The organism is Kocuria rosea subsp. polaris, from assembly GCF_001483755.1.
GTDB classification, from domain to species: Bacteria; Actinomycetota; Actinomycetes; order Actinomycetales; family Micrococcaceae; genus Kocuria; species Kocuria cellulosilytica.
Map to the genome: position 1 here is coordinate 35335 of NZ_LQBK01000033.1, position 16257 is coordinate 51591.

General features: G+C 75.3%; 17 protein-coding genes. 6 read left to right on the top strand and 11 right to left on the bottom strand.

Translation table 11 applies throughout. The features are described from left to right. Position 1 precedes the first annotated feature (1 nt). From rnc to coaD, 4 genes are all read right to left on the bottom strand, one after another. A complete protein-coding gene (rnc, locus tag AVL61_RS12350) occupies positions 2-700 on the bottom strand; it encodes a ribonuclease III (RefSeq protein WP_058874628.1) in 699 nt (232 codons plus the stop codon). Positions 701-705: 5 nt separating this feature from the next. Beyond that, positions 706-909 carry a 50S ribosomal protein L32 gene (rpmF, locus tag AVL61_RS12355; protein ID WP_058874629.1) on the bottom strand — a complete coding sequence of 68 codons (204 nt, stop codon included), beginning with the start codon at positions 907-909 and terminating at the stop codon, positions 706-708. 2 nt (positions 910-911) lie between these two features. After that, positions 912-1424, bottom strand: coding sequence for a YceD family protein (locus AVL61_RS12360; RefSeq protein WP_331457121.1), 513 nt, complete (start codon positions 1422-1424; stop codon positions 912-914). A 170-nt stretch (positions 1425-1594) separates the two neighbouring features. Beyond that, complete coding sequence (gene coaD / locus AVL61_RS12365; protein ID WP_058874630.1) at positions 1595-2062, bottom strand: pantetheine-phosphate adenylyltransferase; 468 nt, start codon at positions 2060-2062, stop codon at positions 1595-1597. 83 nt (positions 2063-2145) lie between these two features. Here coaD and AVL61_RS12370 point away from each other — a divergent pair, with 83 nt between their 5' ends. Both AVL61_RS12370 and AVL61_RS12375 read left to right on the top strand, forming a co-directional pair. After that, on the top strand, positions 2146-3516 hold the full coding sequence (locus AVL61_RS12370) for a wax ester/triacylglycerol synthase domain-containing protein (RefSeq protein WP_058874631.1): 1371 nt from the start codon (positions 2146-2148) through the stop codon (positions 3514-3516). Between the two features lie 10 nt (positions 3517-3526). Continuing rightward, on the top strand, positions 3527-4753 hold the full coding sequence (locus AVL61_RS12375; RefSeq protein ID WP_058874632.1) for an aminotransferase class I/II-fold pyridoxal phosphate-dependent enzyme: 1227 nt from the start codon (positions 3527-3529) through the stop codon (positions 4751-4753). A 28-nt stretch (positions 4754-4781) separates the two neighbouring features. Here the strand turns inward: AVL61_RS12375 and AVL61_RS12380 are convergent, their stop codons facing one another. The 5 genes from AVL61_RS12380 to thiL form a co-directional block, all read right to left on the bottom strand. Continuing rightward, entirely contained in the window at positions 4782-6107 is a 1326-nt protein-coding gene (locus AVL61_RS12380) for a UDP-glucose dehydrogenase family protein (RefSeq protein ID WP_058874633.1), read from the bottom strand. A gap of 90 nt (positions 6108-6197) precedes the next feature. Then, positions 6198-6797, bottom strand: a complete 600-nt coding sequence (gene rsmD, locus AVL61_RS12385; RefSeq protein ID WP_058874634.1) for a 16S rRNA (guanine(966)-N(2))-methyltransferase RsmD — start codon at positions 6795-6797, stop codon at positions 6198-6200. A 79-nt stretch (positions 6798-6876) separates the two neighbouring features. Then, a complete protein-coding gene (locus tag AVL61_RS12390) occupies positions 6877-9174 on the bottom strand; it encodes an ATP-dependent DNA helicase RecG (RefSeq protein ID WP_058874635.1) in 2298 nt (765 codons plus the stop codon). 12 nt (positions 9175-9186) lie between these two features. Then, positions 9187-10113 carry a DAK2 domain-containing protein gene (locus AVL61_RS12395; protein WP_058874636.1) on the bottom strand — a complete coding sequence of 309 codons (927 nt, stop codon included), beginning with the start codon at positions 10111-10113 and terminating at the stop codon, positions 9187-9189. 22 nt (positions 10114-10135) lie between these two features. After that, positions 10136-11242 carry a thiamine-phosphate kinase gene (gene thiL / locus AVL61_RS12400; RefSeq protein WP_058874637.1) on the bottom strand — a complete coding sequence of 369 codons (1107 nt, stop codon included), beginning with the start codon at positions 11240-11242 and terminating at the stop codon, positions 10136-10138. A gap of 64 nt (positions 11243-11306) precedes the next feature. Here thiL and AVL61_RS12405 point away from each other — a divergent pair, with 64 nt between their 5' ends. Continuing rightward, positions 11307-11798, top strand: coding sequence for a DUF3515 domain-containing protein (locus tag AVL61_RS12405; protein ID WP_058874638.1), 492 nt, complete (start codon positions 11307-11309; stop codon positions 11796-11798). Positions 11799-11929: 131 nt separating this feature from the next. Continuing rightward, complete coding sequence (locus tag AVL61_RS12410; RefSeq protein ID WP_058874639.1) at positions 11930-12235, top strand: DUF4193 domain-containing protein; 306 nt, start codon at positions 11930-11932, stop codon at positions 12233-12235. 24 nt (positions 12236-12259) lie between these two features. Here the strand turns inward: AVL61_RS12410 and AVL61_RS12415 are convergent, their stop codons facing one another. Further along, a complete protein-coding gene (locus AVL61_RS12415) occupies positions 12260-13540 on the bottom strand; it encodes an ABC transporter permease (protein ID WP_058874640.1) in 1281 nt (426 codons plus the stop codon). Next, complete coding sequence (locus AVL61_RS12420) at positions 13537-14283, bottom strand: ABC transporter ATP-binding protein (protein WP_058874641.1); 747 nt, start codon at positions 14281-14283, stop codon at positions 13537-13539. The genes AVL61_RS12415 and AVL61_RS12420 overlap by 4 nt, the downstream gene beginning before the upstream one ends. A 475-nt stretch (positions 14284-14758) precedes the next feature. Here AVL61_RS12420 and AVL61_RS12425 point away from each other — a divergent pair, with 475 nt between their 5' ends. Both AVL61_RS12425 and AVL61_RS12430 read left to right on the top strand, forming a co-directional pair. Continuing rightward, complete coding sequence (locus tag AVL61_RS12425) at positions 14759-15475, top strand: hypothetical protein (protein ID WP_157571417.1); 717 nt, start codon at positions 14759-14761, stop codon at positions 15473-15475. Between the two features lie 140 nt (positions 15476-15615). After that, the gene (locus tag AVL61_RS12430) at positions 15616-16218 is read left to right on the top strand and encodes a class F sortase (protein ID WP_058874643.1); all 603 of its coding nucleotides are present in this window, start codon (positions 15616-15618) and stop codon (positions 16216-16218) included. The last annotated feature ends 39 nt before the right edge of the window (positions 16219-16257 follow it).

Genomic DNA, 16257 nt, shown 5'->3' on the forward strand with positions numbered 1-16257 from the left:
CTCAGCCGCCCCGGCGGGCGACCAGGGTCGCGCAGGCCTGCGCCGCGGCGGAGCGCTCGGCCTCCTTCTTGGTGGTGCCGGTCCCCGTGCCGTGGTCCTGGCCGCCGACGAGCACGTGGGCCTCGTAGCGGCGGTCGTGGTCGGGGCCCGTGCCCTCCACGGCGTAGCGGACGGGACCCAGGCCGCGGGCCGCCGCGAGCTCCTGGATCTCGGTCTTCCAGTCCCGGCCCTCGCTCATCACGAAGCCGTCCTCCAGCAGGGGCACCACGAGCCGCAGCACGAACGCCCGGGCCGCCGCGAGCCCGGAGCTCACGTAGACGGCGCCGATCAGCGCCTCCATGGTGTCGGCGAGGATCGAGGCCTTCTCGTGCCCGTTGGTCCGCACCTCTCCCTTGCCCAGGCGGATGTGGGGCCCCACGTCCAGGGACCGGGCGAGCTCGGCCAGCGTGCGGGTGCTCACCACCGCCGAGCGGATCTTCGCGAGGTTGCCCTCGGAGTCGTCGGGATAGCGGTGGAAGATCTCGTCGGTGACCGCGAGGCCCAGCACGGAGTCGCCGAGGAACTCGAGCCGCTCGTTGTGGCCCTGCCCCTCGTGCTCGTACGCGTAGGAGCGGTGGGTCAGGGCAAGACGGAGCGTCCCGGCGTCGATGTCGACGCCGAGACGCTCCAGCAGGTCCTGAGATGTCGCGGTGGAGTTCACCGTGGTCAGGCGTCGGCCACCTTGCGGCCCTTGTACTCCAGGAACAGCGCGGTCCCGGCGGAGTCGGTCACGACCTTGGCCTGGTGCGGCAGGCTGTAGCTGACCTTGCCGTTCTCGACGGTCTTGACCAGCTTCGGCGCGGTCGCCTTCCACTGGGAACGGCGTGCACGGGTATTCGCACGGGACATTTTCCGCTTGGGAACAGCCACGGCTATCTCTCTTCTCTCGGTTCGGTCGTCTGGGTCGAGGTGTCCTGCTCGAGCAGCCCCGACAGGGCGCTCCAGCGAGGATCGAGCACCTCGTGGTGGTGACCCGGGTCGTCCTCCAGGCGCGCGCCGCACTGGGCGCACAACCCCTGGCAGTCCTCCCGGCACACCGGTTGGAACGGCAGCTGTGTGATCACTGCGTCCCGAAGCATGGGTTCGAGGTCGATGCTCTCGTCCTGAACTTCATACATCTGGTCGTCCTCGGACTCCTCCCCACCGTCGGTGGCGGCGTCGAAGACGTAGAGCTCCTGCACGTCGACGTCCAGATCGTAGTCGATCGGGTCGAGGCACCGGCTGCACTCGCCGTGGATGGCCACGACGGCGGTGCCGGACACCAGGATCCCGTCGTGGACGGATTCCAGCCGGAGGTCAAGGTCGATGTCCGAGCCCTCCGGGGCGCCGATGAGTGCGTTGCCGAAGTTCTCCGGCGCGGGCACAACTTCCTCCAGGCGTCGCATCGTCCCCGGGCGGTGCTCGAGGTCCCGGACACCGATGGTGAGGGGCGAACTGTTCTCGCGACTGATGACTGACTCCTGGTGAAATTCTGACCGACAGACCATGTTAGCGTGCCGTGCCGCGCGTTCTCAAACGGGGCGGCTCCCGGCGCGCCGGGACGAGACCGTCCCGCTCAGCCCTGCAGGGCCCGCAGCACGGGCGCCGGCACGAACCCGGAGACGTCCCCGCCGAGGCCCTGGACCTCCTTCACGAGCGTCGAGGACAGGTGCAGGAAGCGGGGGTCGCCGGGCAGGAAGACCGTCTCCACCCCCGTGAGGTGGCGGTTCATGGTGGCCATCGGCACCTCGTACTCGTAGTCCTCCCCCGAGCGCAGCCCCTTGACCAGGGCCACCGCCCCGCGCTGCGCCGCGTACTCCGCGAGCAGGCCGGCGCCCATGGGCTCGACGACGACGCCGGCGACGCCCTCGAAGCTCTCCTGCGCCAGGGCCAGCCGCCGCTCCGCGTCGAAGCGGTAGCGCTTGTGCGGGTTGGTGGAGACCGCGACGACGACCTCGTCGAAGAGGGCCGCGGCGCGCGCGACGACCTCCACGTGGCCGTTGTGGAGGGGGTCGAAGGAGCCGGGGCAGATCACTCGGTGCATGGGTGCCATCCTAGGGGCGCGCCGAGCCCCGGCGGCGTACCGTGGAGGGCGGAGGACCCGTCCTGCGAGAGCGGAGCACCGCCATGAGCCACCAGCGCCGCCGGGTGGGGCCCGGGCAGCGGATCAGCGCCCTGGACGAGGCCAACCTGCGGGTGGAGCGGCACGGGGTGCCCATGCACGCCGCGGCCCTGGCCCTCCTGGAGGCCGCCCCGCTCCTCGGTCCCGGCGGGCAGGTGCGGCTCGGAGCCGTCCGGGAGCACGTCGAACGGCGCACCCGGGACGTCCGGCGGCTCCGCCAGGTGCTCGCACGGCCCGGCGGCGGACGGCCCGTGTGGCTCGACGACCCCGTCTTCGACGTCTCCCGGCACGTGCGCAGCCGCCCGGTGCCGCCCCCGGGGGACGAGGAGGCCCTGCTCCGGGCGTGCACGGGGATCGACGCACTCCCCCTCCCCGGGGACCGGCCCCTGTGGGAGCTGTGGCTGCTCCCCGGGCTCGCCGACGGCCGGCTCGGCCTGCTGATCCGGTGGCACCACGTGCTCGCCGACGGTCTGGCGGCGCTGAGCCTGCTCGCACCCCTGTTCGACCCGGCCGCCGTCCCCGGCGGCGGGACGGGCGCACCGGGCCGACCGGTCGTGCCGGGCGCACCGGGCGGGCTGGGCGCGCCGGCCGGCGCGCGGCCAGCCGGTGGTGCGGCACAGGTCCCGGCCCGCGCCGCGGCCCGTCTGCGCGGGCGGGCCGCCCAGCTGCGCGGCGCGCTCGCGGAGGGGCGCGCCCCGGCGCTGTCCATCAACCGCCCCGTGGGACCGCGGCGCGGCGCCGCGCTCGTGCGCGCGGACCTCGAGGCGGCCCGGGAGCTGGCCCACCGGCACGGCGGGACGGTCAACGACGTGGTGCTCACCGCCGTGGCGGGCGGGGCCCGGCGGCTGCTGGCCGCACGCGGGGAGCTGGCCGGCGTGCCGGAGCTGAAGGTCTCGGTGGTCGCCTCCGTGCGCGCTCCGGGAGACCCCGTGGGCGGCAACCGGACGGGCGTGCGCGTGGTGGCCGTGCCCGTGGACGAGCCCGACCCCGCCGCGCGGCTGCGGCGGATCGCGGCGACGACCGCGGCACAAAGGACCCGCCCGCCGTACCGGCCCGGCGGCCGGCTCGCCCAGCGCTGGACGGTCCGCGTCATGGACCGGCAGCGGCTCGTCAACCTCCTGCTCAGCAACGTGCGCGGCCCCTCGGCGCCGCTGCGCTTCGCGGGGGCGCCGGTGCGCGAGCTCTTCCAGCTCGGCGCCGTGCAGGGCAACCTGGCCCTCGCGGTGGGGGTGGTCTCCTACGCGGGCGCCCTGGGCGTCGACGTGGTGGCCGACGCCGACGTGGTGCCCGACCTCCCGGTGTTCGTCGAGGGGCTGGCGGAGACCCTCGTGCGGCTCGGCGCCGGCCCGCCCCCGGGAGCCGGCACGGGACCCTAGACTGGCGGCCATGGATGCCACCGACGCCGCCGCCCCGTCCCCGACCGGTCCCCCCTGGGAGCGCATGGCCCGGGGAGGCGGCCTGCTCACCAGCACCGGGGAGCTCTCCGGAACCGTCTTCGAGGAGATGTCGCGGCTGGCCGCACGGACGGGCGCCATCAACCTGGGGCAGGGCTTCCCGGACGTCGACGGGCCGCAGGAGATGCTCGAGGCCGCCGCCGGCGCGCTGCACGGCGGCGGCAACCAGTACTCCCCGGTGGCGGGGCTGCCGCTGCTGCAGGAGGCCGTCGCCGAGCACCAGCGCCGGTTCTACGGGATCGACCTGGACCCGGGCTCCGGCGTCGTCGTCACCGTGGGCGCGTCCGAGGGCCTGGCGGCGAGCCTGCTCGCGTTCCTGCGGCCCGGGGACGAGGTCGTGGTGTTCGAGCCGCACTACGACCTCTACGGCGCCGTCGTGGAGTTCGCGGGCGCACGGCTGGTCACGGTCCCCCTCGAGCCGCCGCGCTTCGCCCCGGACCTCGAGCGCCTCGCCGCGGCCTTCGGGCCCCGCACCCGCATGGTGATCCTCAACGACCCGCACAACCCCACGGGGACCGTGTTCGACGACGTCGTCCTGTCCCGCCTGGCCGGCCTCGCCGCCGAGCACGACTGCGTGGTGGTGACCGACGAGGTCTACGAGCACCTGCGCTACGCGGGCGGGCACCGCCCGCTCGCCGCGCTGCCGGAGGCCTTCGGGCGGACCCTCACCGTCTCCTCCGTGGGGAAGTCCTTCTCGGCCACGGGGTGGCGCGTGGGCTGGGTCAGCGGGCCCGCGCACCTCGTGGGCCCCGTGCGCGCCACGAAGGCCTACCTCACGCACAGCGCCGCCACGCCGCTGCAGATCGGGGCGGCCACCGCCCTGCGCGGGCCCGACGACTTCTACGCCCGGCTCACCGAGGACTTCCGGCGCCGCCGGGACGTGCTCGTGCGGGGCCTGGCCGCGGCGGGCGCGGAGCCGTTCGAGCCGCAGGGCACGTTCTTCGTCGTGGCGGACGTGCGCGGGCTGTGCGAGCGGCACGGGGTCGAGGACGCCGAGCACCTGGCCCCGGTGCTGGCCGAGCGGGCCGGCGTGGTGGGCGTGCCCGTGCCGGCCCTCGCCTCCGCGGAGCACCGGGGGCTGTACGCCTCGTGGATGCGCTTCTCGTTCGGCAAGCGCCTGGACGTCCTGGAGCAGGCCGGGCGGCGCCTGGCGGGCTGAGCGCCCGCCCCGGCGCGCCGGGGCGGGCTCAGACGGCGGCCGCCCGGCGGCCGAGGGAGCGGTAGCAGAAGCCGGCCGCGGTCCAGCGGTCGGGGTCGAGCACGTTGCGCCCGTCGAGGATCTGCGGGACGGCGACCAGCGGGTCGAGCTGCTCCGGGGTCATCGCCTTGAACTCGGCCCACTCGGTGAGCAGCACCACGACCTCGGCGCCGGTGACGGCGGCCTCGAGGGAGTCCACGTAGTCCAGGCGGGGATAGCGCTTGGCGGCGTTGGCGTTGGCCTCGGGGTCGTAGACGGCGACCTCGGCGCCGATCGAGTGCAGCCGGGCCGCGATGTCCAGGGCCGGGGAGTCGCGCACGTCGTCGGAGTCCGGCTTGAAGGCCGCCCCGAGCACGGCGACCTGCCGGCCCACCACGGAGCCGCCCAGCATCTGGGTGACCGTCTCCACCGTGTGGCCGCGGCGGCGGACGTTGATGTCGTCCACCTCGGCGAGGAAGCGCACCGACTGCTCCACCCCGAGCTCCGCGGCACGGGCCCGCAGCGCCCGGATGTCCTTCGGCAGGCAGCCGCCGCCGAAGCCGACCCCGGCGTTGAGGAACTTCCGCCCGATGCGCTCGTCGAGCCCGATCGCGTCGGCGAGGGTGCGGATGTCCCCGCCGACCACCTCGGTGAGCTCGGACAGGGCGTTGATGAAGGAGATCTTGGTGGCCAGGAAGGCGTTGGCCGCGACCTTCACGAGCTCGGCGGTCTCGAAGTCGGTGACGATCAGGGGGACGCCGGCCTCCAGCTGCCGGGCGTAGACCCGGCGCATCACGGCCTCCGCGGCCGGGTCCTCGGCGCCGAGCACCATCCGGTCCGGGGTCAGGGTGTCCTCCACGGCGTAGCCCTCGCGCAGGAACTCGGGGTTCCACACCAGGGACACGTCCACCCCGTCGCGGGCGGAGGCCTTCGCCAGGTCGGCCAGGCGGCGGGCGGAGCCGACCGGGACCGTGGACTTGCCCGCGATGACGCAGTCCTTCGTGGCGGCCGCGGCGATCGAGCCGACCGCGGCGTCGACGTAGCGCATGTCCGCCGCGAAGCTGCCCGCCCGCTGCGGGGTGCCCACGCCGACGAAGTGGACGTCGCCGAAGGCGCCGGCCTCCTCGTAGCTCGTGGTGAAGCGCAGCCGTCCCGTGCCCACGTGCTCGCGCAGCAGCTCGCCCAGGCCCGGCTCGTGGAAGGGCAGCTCGCCGCGGGACAGGGCGTCGACCTTCTCCGGGTCGACGTCCACCCCCAGCACCTCGAAGCCCATCTCCGCCATCGACGCGGCGTGCGTGGCCCCCAGGTATCCCGTTCCCAGAACCGTGATCCTCATGGACGTCCTCCGTTACTCCCGGGCCGGGGCCCGTGCTCGTTGCTGCCTGTCGAATCTTGTCAAAGCGGGTGCGCCCAGCGGCGCAGGTGCTCAGTGCGACGCGCCGGGCGGGGACGGCGATGTGACGTCCGTCTCGGCGAACCACACGGTGGTCTCCCCGTGCCGCTTCTGCTCGAACCGGCGCAGTCCCTGCGGCCAGCCGGGCTCCGGGGACCGGGAGGAGCGCTCGACCACGACCACCCCGCCCTCCCGCAGCCGGCCCGCCAGCGGGGCGAGGGCCGCGGTGAGCTCGGCCTCCGGGAGGGGGTAGGGCGGGTCGGCCAGGACCAGGTCCCACGGCCCCTCGGCGGGATCCGCCAGGTAGGCGCCGACCGCCCCGTGCCGGACCGTGACGACGTCGTCGCGCCCGAGGGCCCCGTGGACCGTCCCGGCGTTGGCGCGGCAGACCCGCGCCGCCCCCGCGTGCCGCTCCACGAGCGTCACGGCGGCCGCGCCGCGGCTCGCGGCCTCGCAGCCGAGGGCCCCCGAGCCCGCGAACAGGTCCAGGACCAGTGCGTCCCGGAGCATGCCCCAGGCCTCGAGCCGGGCGAAGAGCGACTCCTTGACCCGGTCGGTCGTGGGCCGGGTGTCCCGGCCCGGCACGGAGCGCAGGCGCAGCCCTCCGGCGGCCCCGGCGATGATCCTGCTCACGCGTGCTCCCCTCCTCTCCTGCGCGGTCCCTGGTGCTGCCGTCCGTGGCGCTGCGGTCCGTGGTGCTGCGGCACGGCGCTCAGCCCCGGTCCAGGAACGCCTCGGCGTCCGGGTCGAGGTAGCGCTCGATGGCCTCGGCCAGCTCGGGGTGCTCGAGCAGCTGGGGGTCCTCGCCCAGGACGGTCACGGCGTCCCGGCGGGCCCGCTCGATGAGCTCGGCGTCGTCCAGGGCCCGCAGCAGGCGCAGGGTCGAGCGGCCCCCGGACTGGGCGGCGCCCAGGATGTCGCCCTCCCGGCGCAGCTCGAGGTCCGCGCGCGCGAGCTCGAAGCCGTCCGTGGACGCGGCCACCACCTCGATCCGCTCCCGCGACGGGTGCTCGGCGGGGCGCCGGGTGACGAGCAGGCACGTCCCGGCGTGCCCGCCGCGCCCGATCCGGCCGCGCAGCTGGTGCAGCTGGGAGATGCCGAACCGGTCGGCGTCCACGATGATCATCAGCGTGGCGTTGGGCACGTCCACGCCGACCTCGACCACGGTGGTGCACACGAGCAGCGGCACGTCCCCCGCCGCGAACTCCTCCATGAGGCGGGACTTCCGGTCCGGGTCGAGCCGGCCGTGCAGCACCTCGGCGCGCACGCCGGCCAGCACGGGCTCGGCGGCCACGAGCTCCGCCAGCCAGGTGACGGACGCCAGCGCCGCCTCGGACTCCTCGTCCGCCGAGGCCGCCGCGAGCGCCGACTCCGCGAGGGAGGCGTGCGGCGGCGGCTCCTCGTCGTCGCCGATCTTGGGCGCGACCACGTACACCTGACGGCCCGCGTCGATCTCCTCCCGGGCCCGGCGCCACAGCCGCCGCTCCCAGCCCGGGTGCTCCACGAGCCCCACGGTGTGGGTGGCGATCGGCTGCCGGCCGGCCGGGAGCTCGTCGAGGACGGAGACGTCCAGGTCCCCGAAGACGGTCATCGCCACGGTGCGGGGGATGGGGGTCGCGGTCATCACCAGCAGGTGCGGGGGCCGCCCGGCCTTGTCCCGCAGCCGGTCCCGCTGCTCCACCCCGAAGCGGTGCTGCTCGTCCACCACGACCAGCCCGAGGTCGGCGAACTGCACGACCTCCGAGAGCAGGGCGTGGGTGCCGATGACGATCCCGGCCTCCCCCGACGCGATCCGCAGCAGGGCCCGCTTGCGCGCCGCGGCGCCCATGGACCCGGTGAGCAGCACGACCTGCGTGCCGTCCGGGTCCCCGCCGAGCAGGCCCGCCTGCGCGAGCGGGCCGAGGGAGCGGACCACGGACCCGTGGTGCTGGGCGGCGAGCACCTCGGTGGGGGCCAGCAGCGCGGCCTGCGCGCCGGAGTCGACGACCTGCAGCATCGCCCGCAGGGCCACGAGGGTCTTGCCGGAGCCGACGTCCCCCTGGAGCAGCCGGTTCATGGGACGGGTGCCGGCGAGCTCCGCCGCGAGGTCCTCCCCCACGGCGCGCTGACCGGCGGTCAGCTCGAACGGCAGCCCGGCGTCGAACCGGGCGAGGATGCCTCCGGGAACGCCCGGGCGGGCGGTGGTGGGGTGCGCGGCGAGCTCGGCGCGGCGGCGGGCCAGGGCGCACTGGAGCAGGAACGCCTCCTGGTAGCGGAACCGGCGGCGGGCCTCCCCGTGGGCCCGGGTGTCCCGGGGGCGGTGGACCTGCCAGTACGCCTCCTCGAGCCCCATGAGGCCCTCCCGCTCCAGGATCCCGTCCGGCAGCGGCTCCGGGACGGCCCCGAAGTCCACGATCGGCAGCAGCGAGTGCACGGCGCGGGCGATCTTGTCCGTGGTCAGCTTCGCCGTGGCCGGGTAGATGGGGATGGGCCGGCCCGCGCGCTCCTCGGCGGTCTCCCCCGCCTCCGGGGCGTCCGGGTCGAGGATCGCGTAGTGCGGGTTGGTCATGGTCACGGCGCCGTTGTACAGCCCGACCCGCCCGGAGAACAGGGCGTGGGTGCCCGGGGGCAGGTCCCGGGCCGCGGTCCAGGCGTTGAAGAAGCTGAGCCGCATCGTCCGCCCCGGGCCGGGGTCCCCGTCCGCGAACAGCCGCTGCGGGTCGGTGGAGGCGCGGTCCGTGATCACCACGTCCGTGATGGACCCGCGCCGGGAGCGCATCCGGCGGGTGGAGGCGTGCACCACCTCGGCCACGATGGTCACCTGCTGGTCGATGCGCAGCTCCGAGAACGGCGTGAGCTCGCCCCGCGGCATGTACCGGCGGGGGAAGTGGTCGAGCAGCTGCCCGATCGTGGACACCGAGAGCTGGCGGGCCAGCTGGTCGGCCGTGGTCTTCCCCAGCAGCCGGGCCAGCGGCTGGTCGAGCTCGGGGACCGGGTCGGGGAACGCCCCGCCGCCGTGGGGTCGGGTCATCTCAGGGACGCCTCATCCGTCCGCCTCCGACAGGGAGGTCACCGTGAGGTTCACGGCCTGGCCGCGGGCGCCGATCACCGTGAGGGCGTCCTCCGGCCGCGGCACGTGGACGTGCACGCGCCACCGGTAGCCGTCTCCCGTCTCGGTCACCGCGCTCATGATCACGCTGGTGCCCACCTCGCTGAGCTCGTGGCGCAGCTCCGCGGCGTCCAGCGGGGTCAGCTCCACGGTGCACATCACCTCCACGCCGCCGTGCACGGCGTGCCCCGCGCCCCCGGCGCCGGCGGCCCGGGCCGCGGCGGCGTCGATCAGGGCGTCGAGCGCGTTCTCGTCACCGGCGTCGTCCCCGCCCACGGTGCGGGCGAGGGCGTCGAAGACGACGAGCATGCCCAGCGCGCCGGCGTCGACCGTGCCGGTCTCCCGCAGGACCGGGAGCTGGTCCGGGGTCACGAGCACCGCGGCGCGGGCGGCGGTGCTCACACCGGCCAGGAGCTCCTTGAGCTGCTGGTTGGACCCGTCCTCCACCTCCTGCGGCACGGGGACGGCGGCGGCCGCCTCCAGGACCGAGAGCATGGTCCCCTCCACGGGGTCCGTCAGCACGCTCCAGGCGCGCACGTGGCCGGCGTGCAGGGCGAGCCGCACGGACTCCGCGGTCATCCTCGTGCTGCCCTCCAGGGAGTGCCCCACGGCCGTGAGGAACACGGAGAACAGGGTGCCCGAGTTGCCGCGGGCCTCCTCGAGGGCGGCCTGGCCGGCGAGGGAGAGCAGCTCCCCGACGTCGCCGGTCTCGAGCACGGCGGCGGCCTCGGCCGCCGCGCGCACCGTGGTCGCGAGGTTGGTCCCGGTGTCGGCGTCCGCGACCGGGAAGACGTTGAGGGCGTTCAGGACGGGGCTGTGGCGCACGAGATCACGGTGGGCCAGGTCGAGCCACCGCCGCATGACGGCCGCGTTCGATCCGATCCTATGGTTCAAAGTGATCCCATCCTTCGCCGACCGGGTGCCCGAGGGCGAGGTGCGGCGCTCGTCCGTCGAGCAGCACCCGGGGGAGGGTGTCGTCGTGCGCGGGGGGCGCGGGCGCACACGAGCCTATCGCACGGAACATTCCCGGCAGCGGCACGTCCGGCGGGAAGACCGCGAGCAGCCCGTGGTCCTCGCCGCCGGTCAGCACCCAGTCGCGGGGGTCCGTCCCGAGCAGCCGGGCGGCCGGGCGCAGGGGCCCGGCCAGTCCTTCCACGGCCGCGGCGTCGAGGTCCACGACGACGCCGCTGGCGGCCGCGACCCTGCCGGCGTCGCGGAGCAGGCCGTCGGAGAGGTCGATCATCGCGGTGGCCCCGGCGCGGGCGGCGGCGGGGCCGGCGGGCACGGGGGCGCACGGGCGCAGCTGCGCCGCGGCGAGCGCGTCCAGGGCCTCGTCCCGCCCGGGCCGGTAGCGGCGGTCCTCGAGCAGGGCCACGCCCGCGGCGGCGCGCCCGGTGGTCCCGGCGAGCGCCACTTTGCCGCCCCGCCCCGCCCCGGACCGGAGCACCGGCTCCCGGCCCTCGAGGTCGCCCGTCACCGTGGCCGTGACCGACAGCTCCCGGCCCGCGCCGAGGTCCCCGCCGACCACCGCGCAGCGGTCCGCGCCCATGGTCTCCAGCCCGGCCACGAGGCCGCGGGCGAAGTCCAGGGGCCAGGACAGGGGCGTCTCCGGGGGGAGGGTGAGCGAGACGACGACGGCCGACGGGACGGCGCCCATCGCGGCGACGTCGGCGAGGTTCTGCGCGGCGCACTTCATCCCGGTGTCGTAGCCGGTGGTGACCGCGCCGCCGGCCCAGGCGAGACGGAAGTCCTGGTCCTGCACCTGGGTGTCCGTGGTGATCACGTACCGCCCGTCCGGGGCGGCGACCACGGCGCAGTCGTCGCCGGGGCCGACCAGCACGCGGTCCGCTCCGGGCCGCGGGGCGGCGGGACGCAGGAGCAGGGGGAGGACGCGCTCGAGCAGCTCCGCCTCGGAGAGCTCCCCGACGGTCGGCCCGGTGCCGGGCGGCGCGTGGGGCACGGGGGGCTGCTCCGCTGGGGGTCGGGTCATGGCGCTCATCCTAACGACGGCCCCGGACGCGGGAACGGGGCTCCCCGAGGATTACGCTGGGGGCATGCCCTCGCTCCCCCTGTCCCGATCCGCCCGCGCCGTGCTGGGGGCGGGCGCCCTGGTGGCGGTCCTGTCGGGGTGCTCCCCCGCCGTGACCGTGGACCCCGCCGAGAACGCCGCCGACCCGGGGTGCGCCCCGGCGATGCTCGCCATGCCGGAGACCGTCGGCGAGCACGACCGGCGCGAGACCACGAGCCAGGCCACCACGGCCTACGGCGAGCCCACGGCCGCGGTGGTGCGCTGCGGCGTGACCCCGCCCGGGCCCACCACGGACCCCTGCTCCGCCGTCAACGAGGTCGACTGGCTGATCCGCCAGGACGAGGACGGGAGCACGTGGACCGCCACGACCTACGGCCGGGACCCGGCGGTCGAGGTCGTCTTCGACAGCACCGCCGTGGCGTCCTCCACCCTGCTCGTGGAGCTGGGCTCCGCGGTGGAGCAGATCCCCGCGGAGCGCCGGTGCCTGGACCTGCAGGACACCGTGGAGGGCCTGTGACCGGCCGGACGCGGCGACCGCGGCCGCCGCGTCCCCCGGGCGTGCCGGACCGCCGGGAATAGGCCCATGCCCCGCCGGGTTGTGGCGTGGACATGCACCCGACCGCACCACGCCCAGAAGGAGGCACACCCGTGGCCACCGATTACGACGAGCCCCGCGTCAAGCCCGAGGACGAGCCCGCCAACGAGTCCCTCGAGGTGATCCAGGCGCAGCGCAGCGCCACCGCGCAGAGCCCGGCGATCGACGTCGACGACGCGGACACGGCCGAGGGCATCGACCTGCCGGGGGCGGACCTGTCCCAGGAGGAGCTGCTCATCCAGGTGGTGCCCGAGCAGGACGACGAGTTCACCTGCATGTCCTGCTTCCTCGTCCGCCACCGCAGCCAGCTCGCCCGCGAGAAGGACGGCGCCCGGTACTGCATCGAGTGCGAGGGCTGACGGGCCCGGCCGGGCCCGGACCGGTCACTCGTGGCGCAGGGAGGCGATGGGGTCCTTCCGGGCGGCCCGGACCGCGGGGATCGTCCCGGCCAGGAACGCGATCCCCATGACGGAGAGCACGATCAGCGCCACCCGCCACGGCTCGAACGCGAACAGGGCCAGTCCGGGCAGCCCGGACAGGAACCCGTCGGCCAGCGCGCGGCTCAGCGCGGAGCCGCCGGCGACCCCCGTGACCGCGCCGACCACCGCCCCGAGGAAACCGATGACGACGGCCTCGAGGGAGAACAGGCCGAAGACCCGGCCCCCGCTCATCCCCATGGCCTTCATGAGCCCGATCTCGCGGGTCCGCTCCTGCACCGACATCAGCAGGGTGTTCACGATGCCGAGGCCGGCGGCCACGAGCGCGATGACGGCGCAGGCGTTGAGGATCCAGACGATGGCGTTGATCACGGCGCGGAACATCCCGAGCTGGTCCTCCACGGTGAGCCCGAGCATGTCGTGGTCCTCCAGCCGCGCCTGGATCCCGGGGGCCCGCGACATGTCCTCGACCGTGACCGTGGCCATCGCGAAGCTCTCCGGCACCTCCTCCGGGACGCCGCTGACCTGGTAGTCGTAGAGCCGTTCGTTGAAGGAGTCCGACGGGATGGGGTTCAGGGACGTCCCGACGAGGCTGGCCTGGGTGACGCCCGAGATCGTGGCCGGGAACGCCTTGTCCTGCTCCGCCATGTTCGTCATGACCACGTCGACGCGCCCGCCCACGGCGTCCCGGGCGGAGGCGAAGCCCAGGTCGGCGACCCAGCTGTCCGGGACCGCGATCTCGTCCCGGCCCGTGGCGGGGGCCCCGCCGGCCACCATCTGCAGGCCCACGGCGTCGACCGGGATCCCCGGGGAGAGCTGGAACCGGCTCCCGTCGGCGGCCTCCAGGTAGGTGGGCGCCACGGAGTACATCGGCTTCACGGAGCGCACCCCGTCGATGCCCTCGATGACCGCGATGTCCTCGGCGGTCAGTCCCTCGAAGGAGACGCCGAACCCCGTCCGGATCCGCGTGGTGTCCGGGTCGTACTCGCGGGGGCCGGAGGTCGAGGACAGCTCGATCAGCGGCTGCGACTTCTGCACGTAGAGGGCGTCGGCGTCGCCGAACGCGGCCACGGTGTCGTCGATGTACCGGTTCACCCCGGTGCCCATGCCCGAGGTGAGGGTCAGGGCGAACGCGCCGATGAAGACGGCGAGCACGGTCAGGGCCGTGCGGATCCGCGCGCGGCGGGTGTTGGAGACCGCGGAGCCGAGCAGGTCGGGCCACCTCACCGGGCGCCCCCCGCCGCTCCGAGGACGACCTCGGCGCCCGCCGCGGCGGCCGGGGCTGCCGGGGCGGCGGCCACGACGAGACCGTCGTGCAGGTGCACCTGACGGCCGCAGCGCCGCGCGAGGTCGTCGTCGTGGGTGACGACGACGAGGGTGATGCCCTGCTCCCGGTGGAGGTCGAACAGGAGGTCCTGGACCACCGCGCCGGTGGCCGAGTCGAGGTTGCCGGTGGGCTCGTCGGCGAAGATCACGGAGGGCTCGTTGACCAGGGCGCGGGCGAGCGCCACGCGCTGCTTCTGCCCGCCGGACAGGTCGGCGGCGCGGCAGGCGGCCTTCTCCGCCACGTCCAGGCGCTCCAGAACCTCCAGGGCGCGGCGCCGGCGCAGGCCCGGGCGGACCCCCGCGATCCGCAGCGGCAGCACCACGTTCTCCAGGACCGTCTGGTCCGCCGTGAGGTAGAACTGCTGGAACACGAAGCCGAACGCGGCGTTGCGCGTCGCGTTGAGCTCGCGGGCCGTCATCGACGCCGCCGGCCTGCCGTCGAAGGACACCGTGCCGTGGGTCGGGGCGTCGAGCAGCGCGAGCAGATGCATCAGGGTCGACTTGCCCGAGCCGGACTTCCCGACGACGGCCACGGACTCCCCGTGCCGGATCCGCAGGTCCACGCCGCGCAGCGCGGCGAACCGGGTGTCCCCCCGGCCGTAGATCTTGACCAGGCTCTCGGCCTCGAGCACCGCGGACGTCATCGGATCCCCCCCTGTCGGAGCGTCCGTCCCCCCGGACGGCCGCCGTGGGACCACGTCCCGCCCCCCATCATGTGCACAGGTTAATGGCGGGGGCGAGCCGAGCCGTGTCCCCACTAGTGCAGTCCGGTGCCGGTGCGGCTCCGGGCCGCCGGCGAGGACGCCCCGGTGCCCCGGGCGCGGCGGGTCGCCCGGGGCCGGCGCTCCCGTGCGGCGGCCCGGACTCCTCCCGTCACGAATCCGTTCGCCCTTGCTAATGCGGAGATCTGGACGATAGTTAACAGCACAGCAGTTCTTCGGCAGGGGTTCCGGCTCCGCGGGACGGGCGAACGGTCCGTCCGGGCCGAACGACGAGCGGCACGACGTGACGGGGGCCGTCCGCGCGGGGGCGCGGGAACGAGGCCGCTGGGATCGTGCCGTGCGCTGGCGGTCCTGGGGTGGGCCCGGGCCGACGACGGGATACAGGAGACACATCGACATGACTACGACGAGAAGACTGGCTGTCGCCGGTGCCTCGGCGACCGTGCTGGCGGGGGGCCTGTTCCTGGGCGCACCCGCAGCCGTCGCCGCACCGGGCGACGCCCCGCCCGGCGGTGCCCCGCCGGGCGCGGCCACATCCTCCGAGGTCGCCGCGGCCGTGGTGGAGCTGCCGCCCGCGGCGCCTGTCGCACCGGTCGACGTCCCGGCCCCCGCGGTCGCGGACGTCCCGGCCGTCGCCGAGGCGGGCCCGCCCGCAGCGGCGGAGGCCCCGGCACCGGCCGCCGCCGAGCCCGCGGCGCCGGCCGCACCGGTGGACGCCCCGGCCCCCGCGGTCGCGGACGTCCCGGCCGTCGCCGAGGCGGGCCCGCCCGCAGCGGTGGAGGCCCCGGCACCGGCCGCCGCCGAGCCGGCGGCGCCCGCGGCGCCCGCGCCGGGACCGGTCCTCGCCGACGCGCCACCGGCGGCACCGGCGCTGCCCGACGCGGCGCCCGCCGCACCGGCAGCAGCGGCGGTCGAGCCGGCCGCCCTCCCGGAGCTCGCGCCCCAGGAGGCCGTGGCCGCGAACCCGGGCCTCAACGTGGACACCCGCCTCACCGCGGCACCGCTGGAGCAGTCGGCCGGTGCCGGCCTGCTCACCGCGCTGCTCGCGGCCGCGGTGGCCCTTCCCGGTGCGCTCGCGTACCGGGCACGGCGGCTCGGGCGCAGCGGCGCCTGAGCGCGTGCCGTGCCGGCGGCGCCCGCGGGGCGGCGCCGGCACGGCACGCACCCCGCCCGGCCGCCGGCACCCCCGGCCCGGCCCGGCCCGCGACACCGACAGCGACAGCGACAGCACACGAGACGACAGGACAGAACAGGATGGCCACCAGCACCGCGGCGGCGCCGCCGCCTCCGGTCCCGGTGCGGGAGAAGGACCCGCGGGCCCGCCGGGCGGCAGTGGTGACGCTGTGCGCCGCCGTGCTGTGGGTGGCGCTGATGAACCAGTGGTTCCTCGCCCAGACCTTCCTGGGGCACGTGCCGGCCGCGGCGTCCCCGCTGCGCCTGAGCATCGACGCCGTCGGCTTCGACGCGGACGTGCTCCCCTACGACCCGACGGACGAGGACCTCTCGGACGGCTCGCTCGTGCCGCCGCAGACCTACAACGGCTACCGGCTCACCCCGTACGGAATGCCCGGCGAGGGGTCGGCGAACACCACGTACATCGCCGGGCACAGCTTCGAGAAGGTCGAGCTGCCCTTCAACAAGCTGAGCGACCCGGCGCTCGTCGGGAAGGAGCTCGAGGTCGAGACCGTGGACGGGACCCTCGACTACGTCGTGGACTCGGTGACCACCTACGAGAAGGACACGCTGAAGGACAGCGAGATCTGGCGGGTCGTCCCCAACCGCATCGTCCTGATCAGCTGCTACACCCAGGACGCGGTCGGCAAGAACGTCGTCGTCACCGCGTCGCCGGCACCGTGAGGCGTGGACGCCGCTGCCCGCGCCGTGCGGCGGCGGGGC

What these genes read in the sequence shown, in the direction of transcription:
- AVL61_RS12360 (WP_331457121.1), bottom strand. Translation starts at nt 1,424, where the DNA reads ATGCGACGCCTGGAGGAAGTTGTGCCCGCGCCGGAGAACTTCGGCAAC.
- coaD (WP_058874630.1), bottom strand. Translation starts at nt 2,062, where the DNA reads ATGCACCGAGTGATCTGCCCCGGCTCCTTCGACCCCCTCCACAACGGC.
- AVL61_RS12370 (WP_058874631.1), top strand. Translation starts at nt 2,146, where the DNA reads ATGAGCCACCAGCGCCGCCGGGTGGGGCCCGGGCAGCGGATCAGCGCC.
- AVL61_RS12375 (WP_058874632.1), top strand. Translation starts at nt 3,527, where the DNA reads ATGGATGCCACCGACGCCGCCGCCCCGTCCCCGACCGGTCCCCCCTGG.
- AVL61_RS12380 (WP_058874633.1), bottom strand. Translation starts at nt 6,107, where the DNA reads ATGAGGATCACGGTTCTGGGAACGGGATACCTGGGGGCCACGCACGCC.
- AVL61_RS12390 (WP_058874635.1), bottom strand. Translation starts at nt 9,174, where the DNA reads ATGACCCGACCCCACGGCGGCGGGGCGTTCCCCGACCCGGTCCCCGAG.
- AVL61_RS12395 (WP_058874636.1), bottom strand. Translation starts at nt 10,113, where the DNA reads ATGCGGCGGTGGCTCGACCTGGCCCACCGTGATCTCGTGCGCCACAGC.
- thiL (WP_058874637.1), bottom strand. Translation starts at nt 11,242, where the DNA reads ATGACCCGACCCCCAGCGGAGCAGCCCCCCGTGCCCCACGCGCCGCCC.
- AVL61_RS12405 (WP_058874638.1), top strand. Translation starts at nt 11,307, where the DNA reads ATGCCCTCGCTCCCCCTGTCCCGATCCGCCCGCGCCGTGCTGGGGGCG.
- AVL61_RS12420 (WP_058874641.1), bottom strand. Translation starts at nt 14,283, where the DNA reads ATGACGTCCGCGGTGCTCGAGGCCGAGAGCCTGGTCAAGATCTACGGC.
- AVL61_RS12425 (WP_157571417.1), top strand. Translation starts at nt 14,759, where the DNA reads ATGACTACGACGAGAAGACTGGCTGTCGCCGGTGCCTCGGCGACCGTG.
- AVL61_RS12430 (WP_058874643.1), top strand. Translation starts at nt 15,616, where the DNA reads ATGGCCACCAGCACCGCGGCGGCGCCGCCGCCTCCGGTCCCGGTGCGG.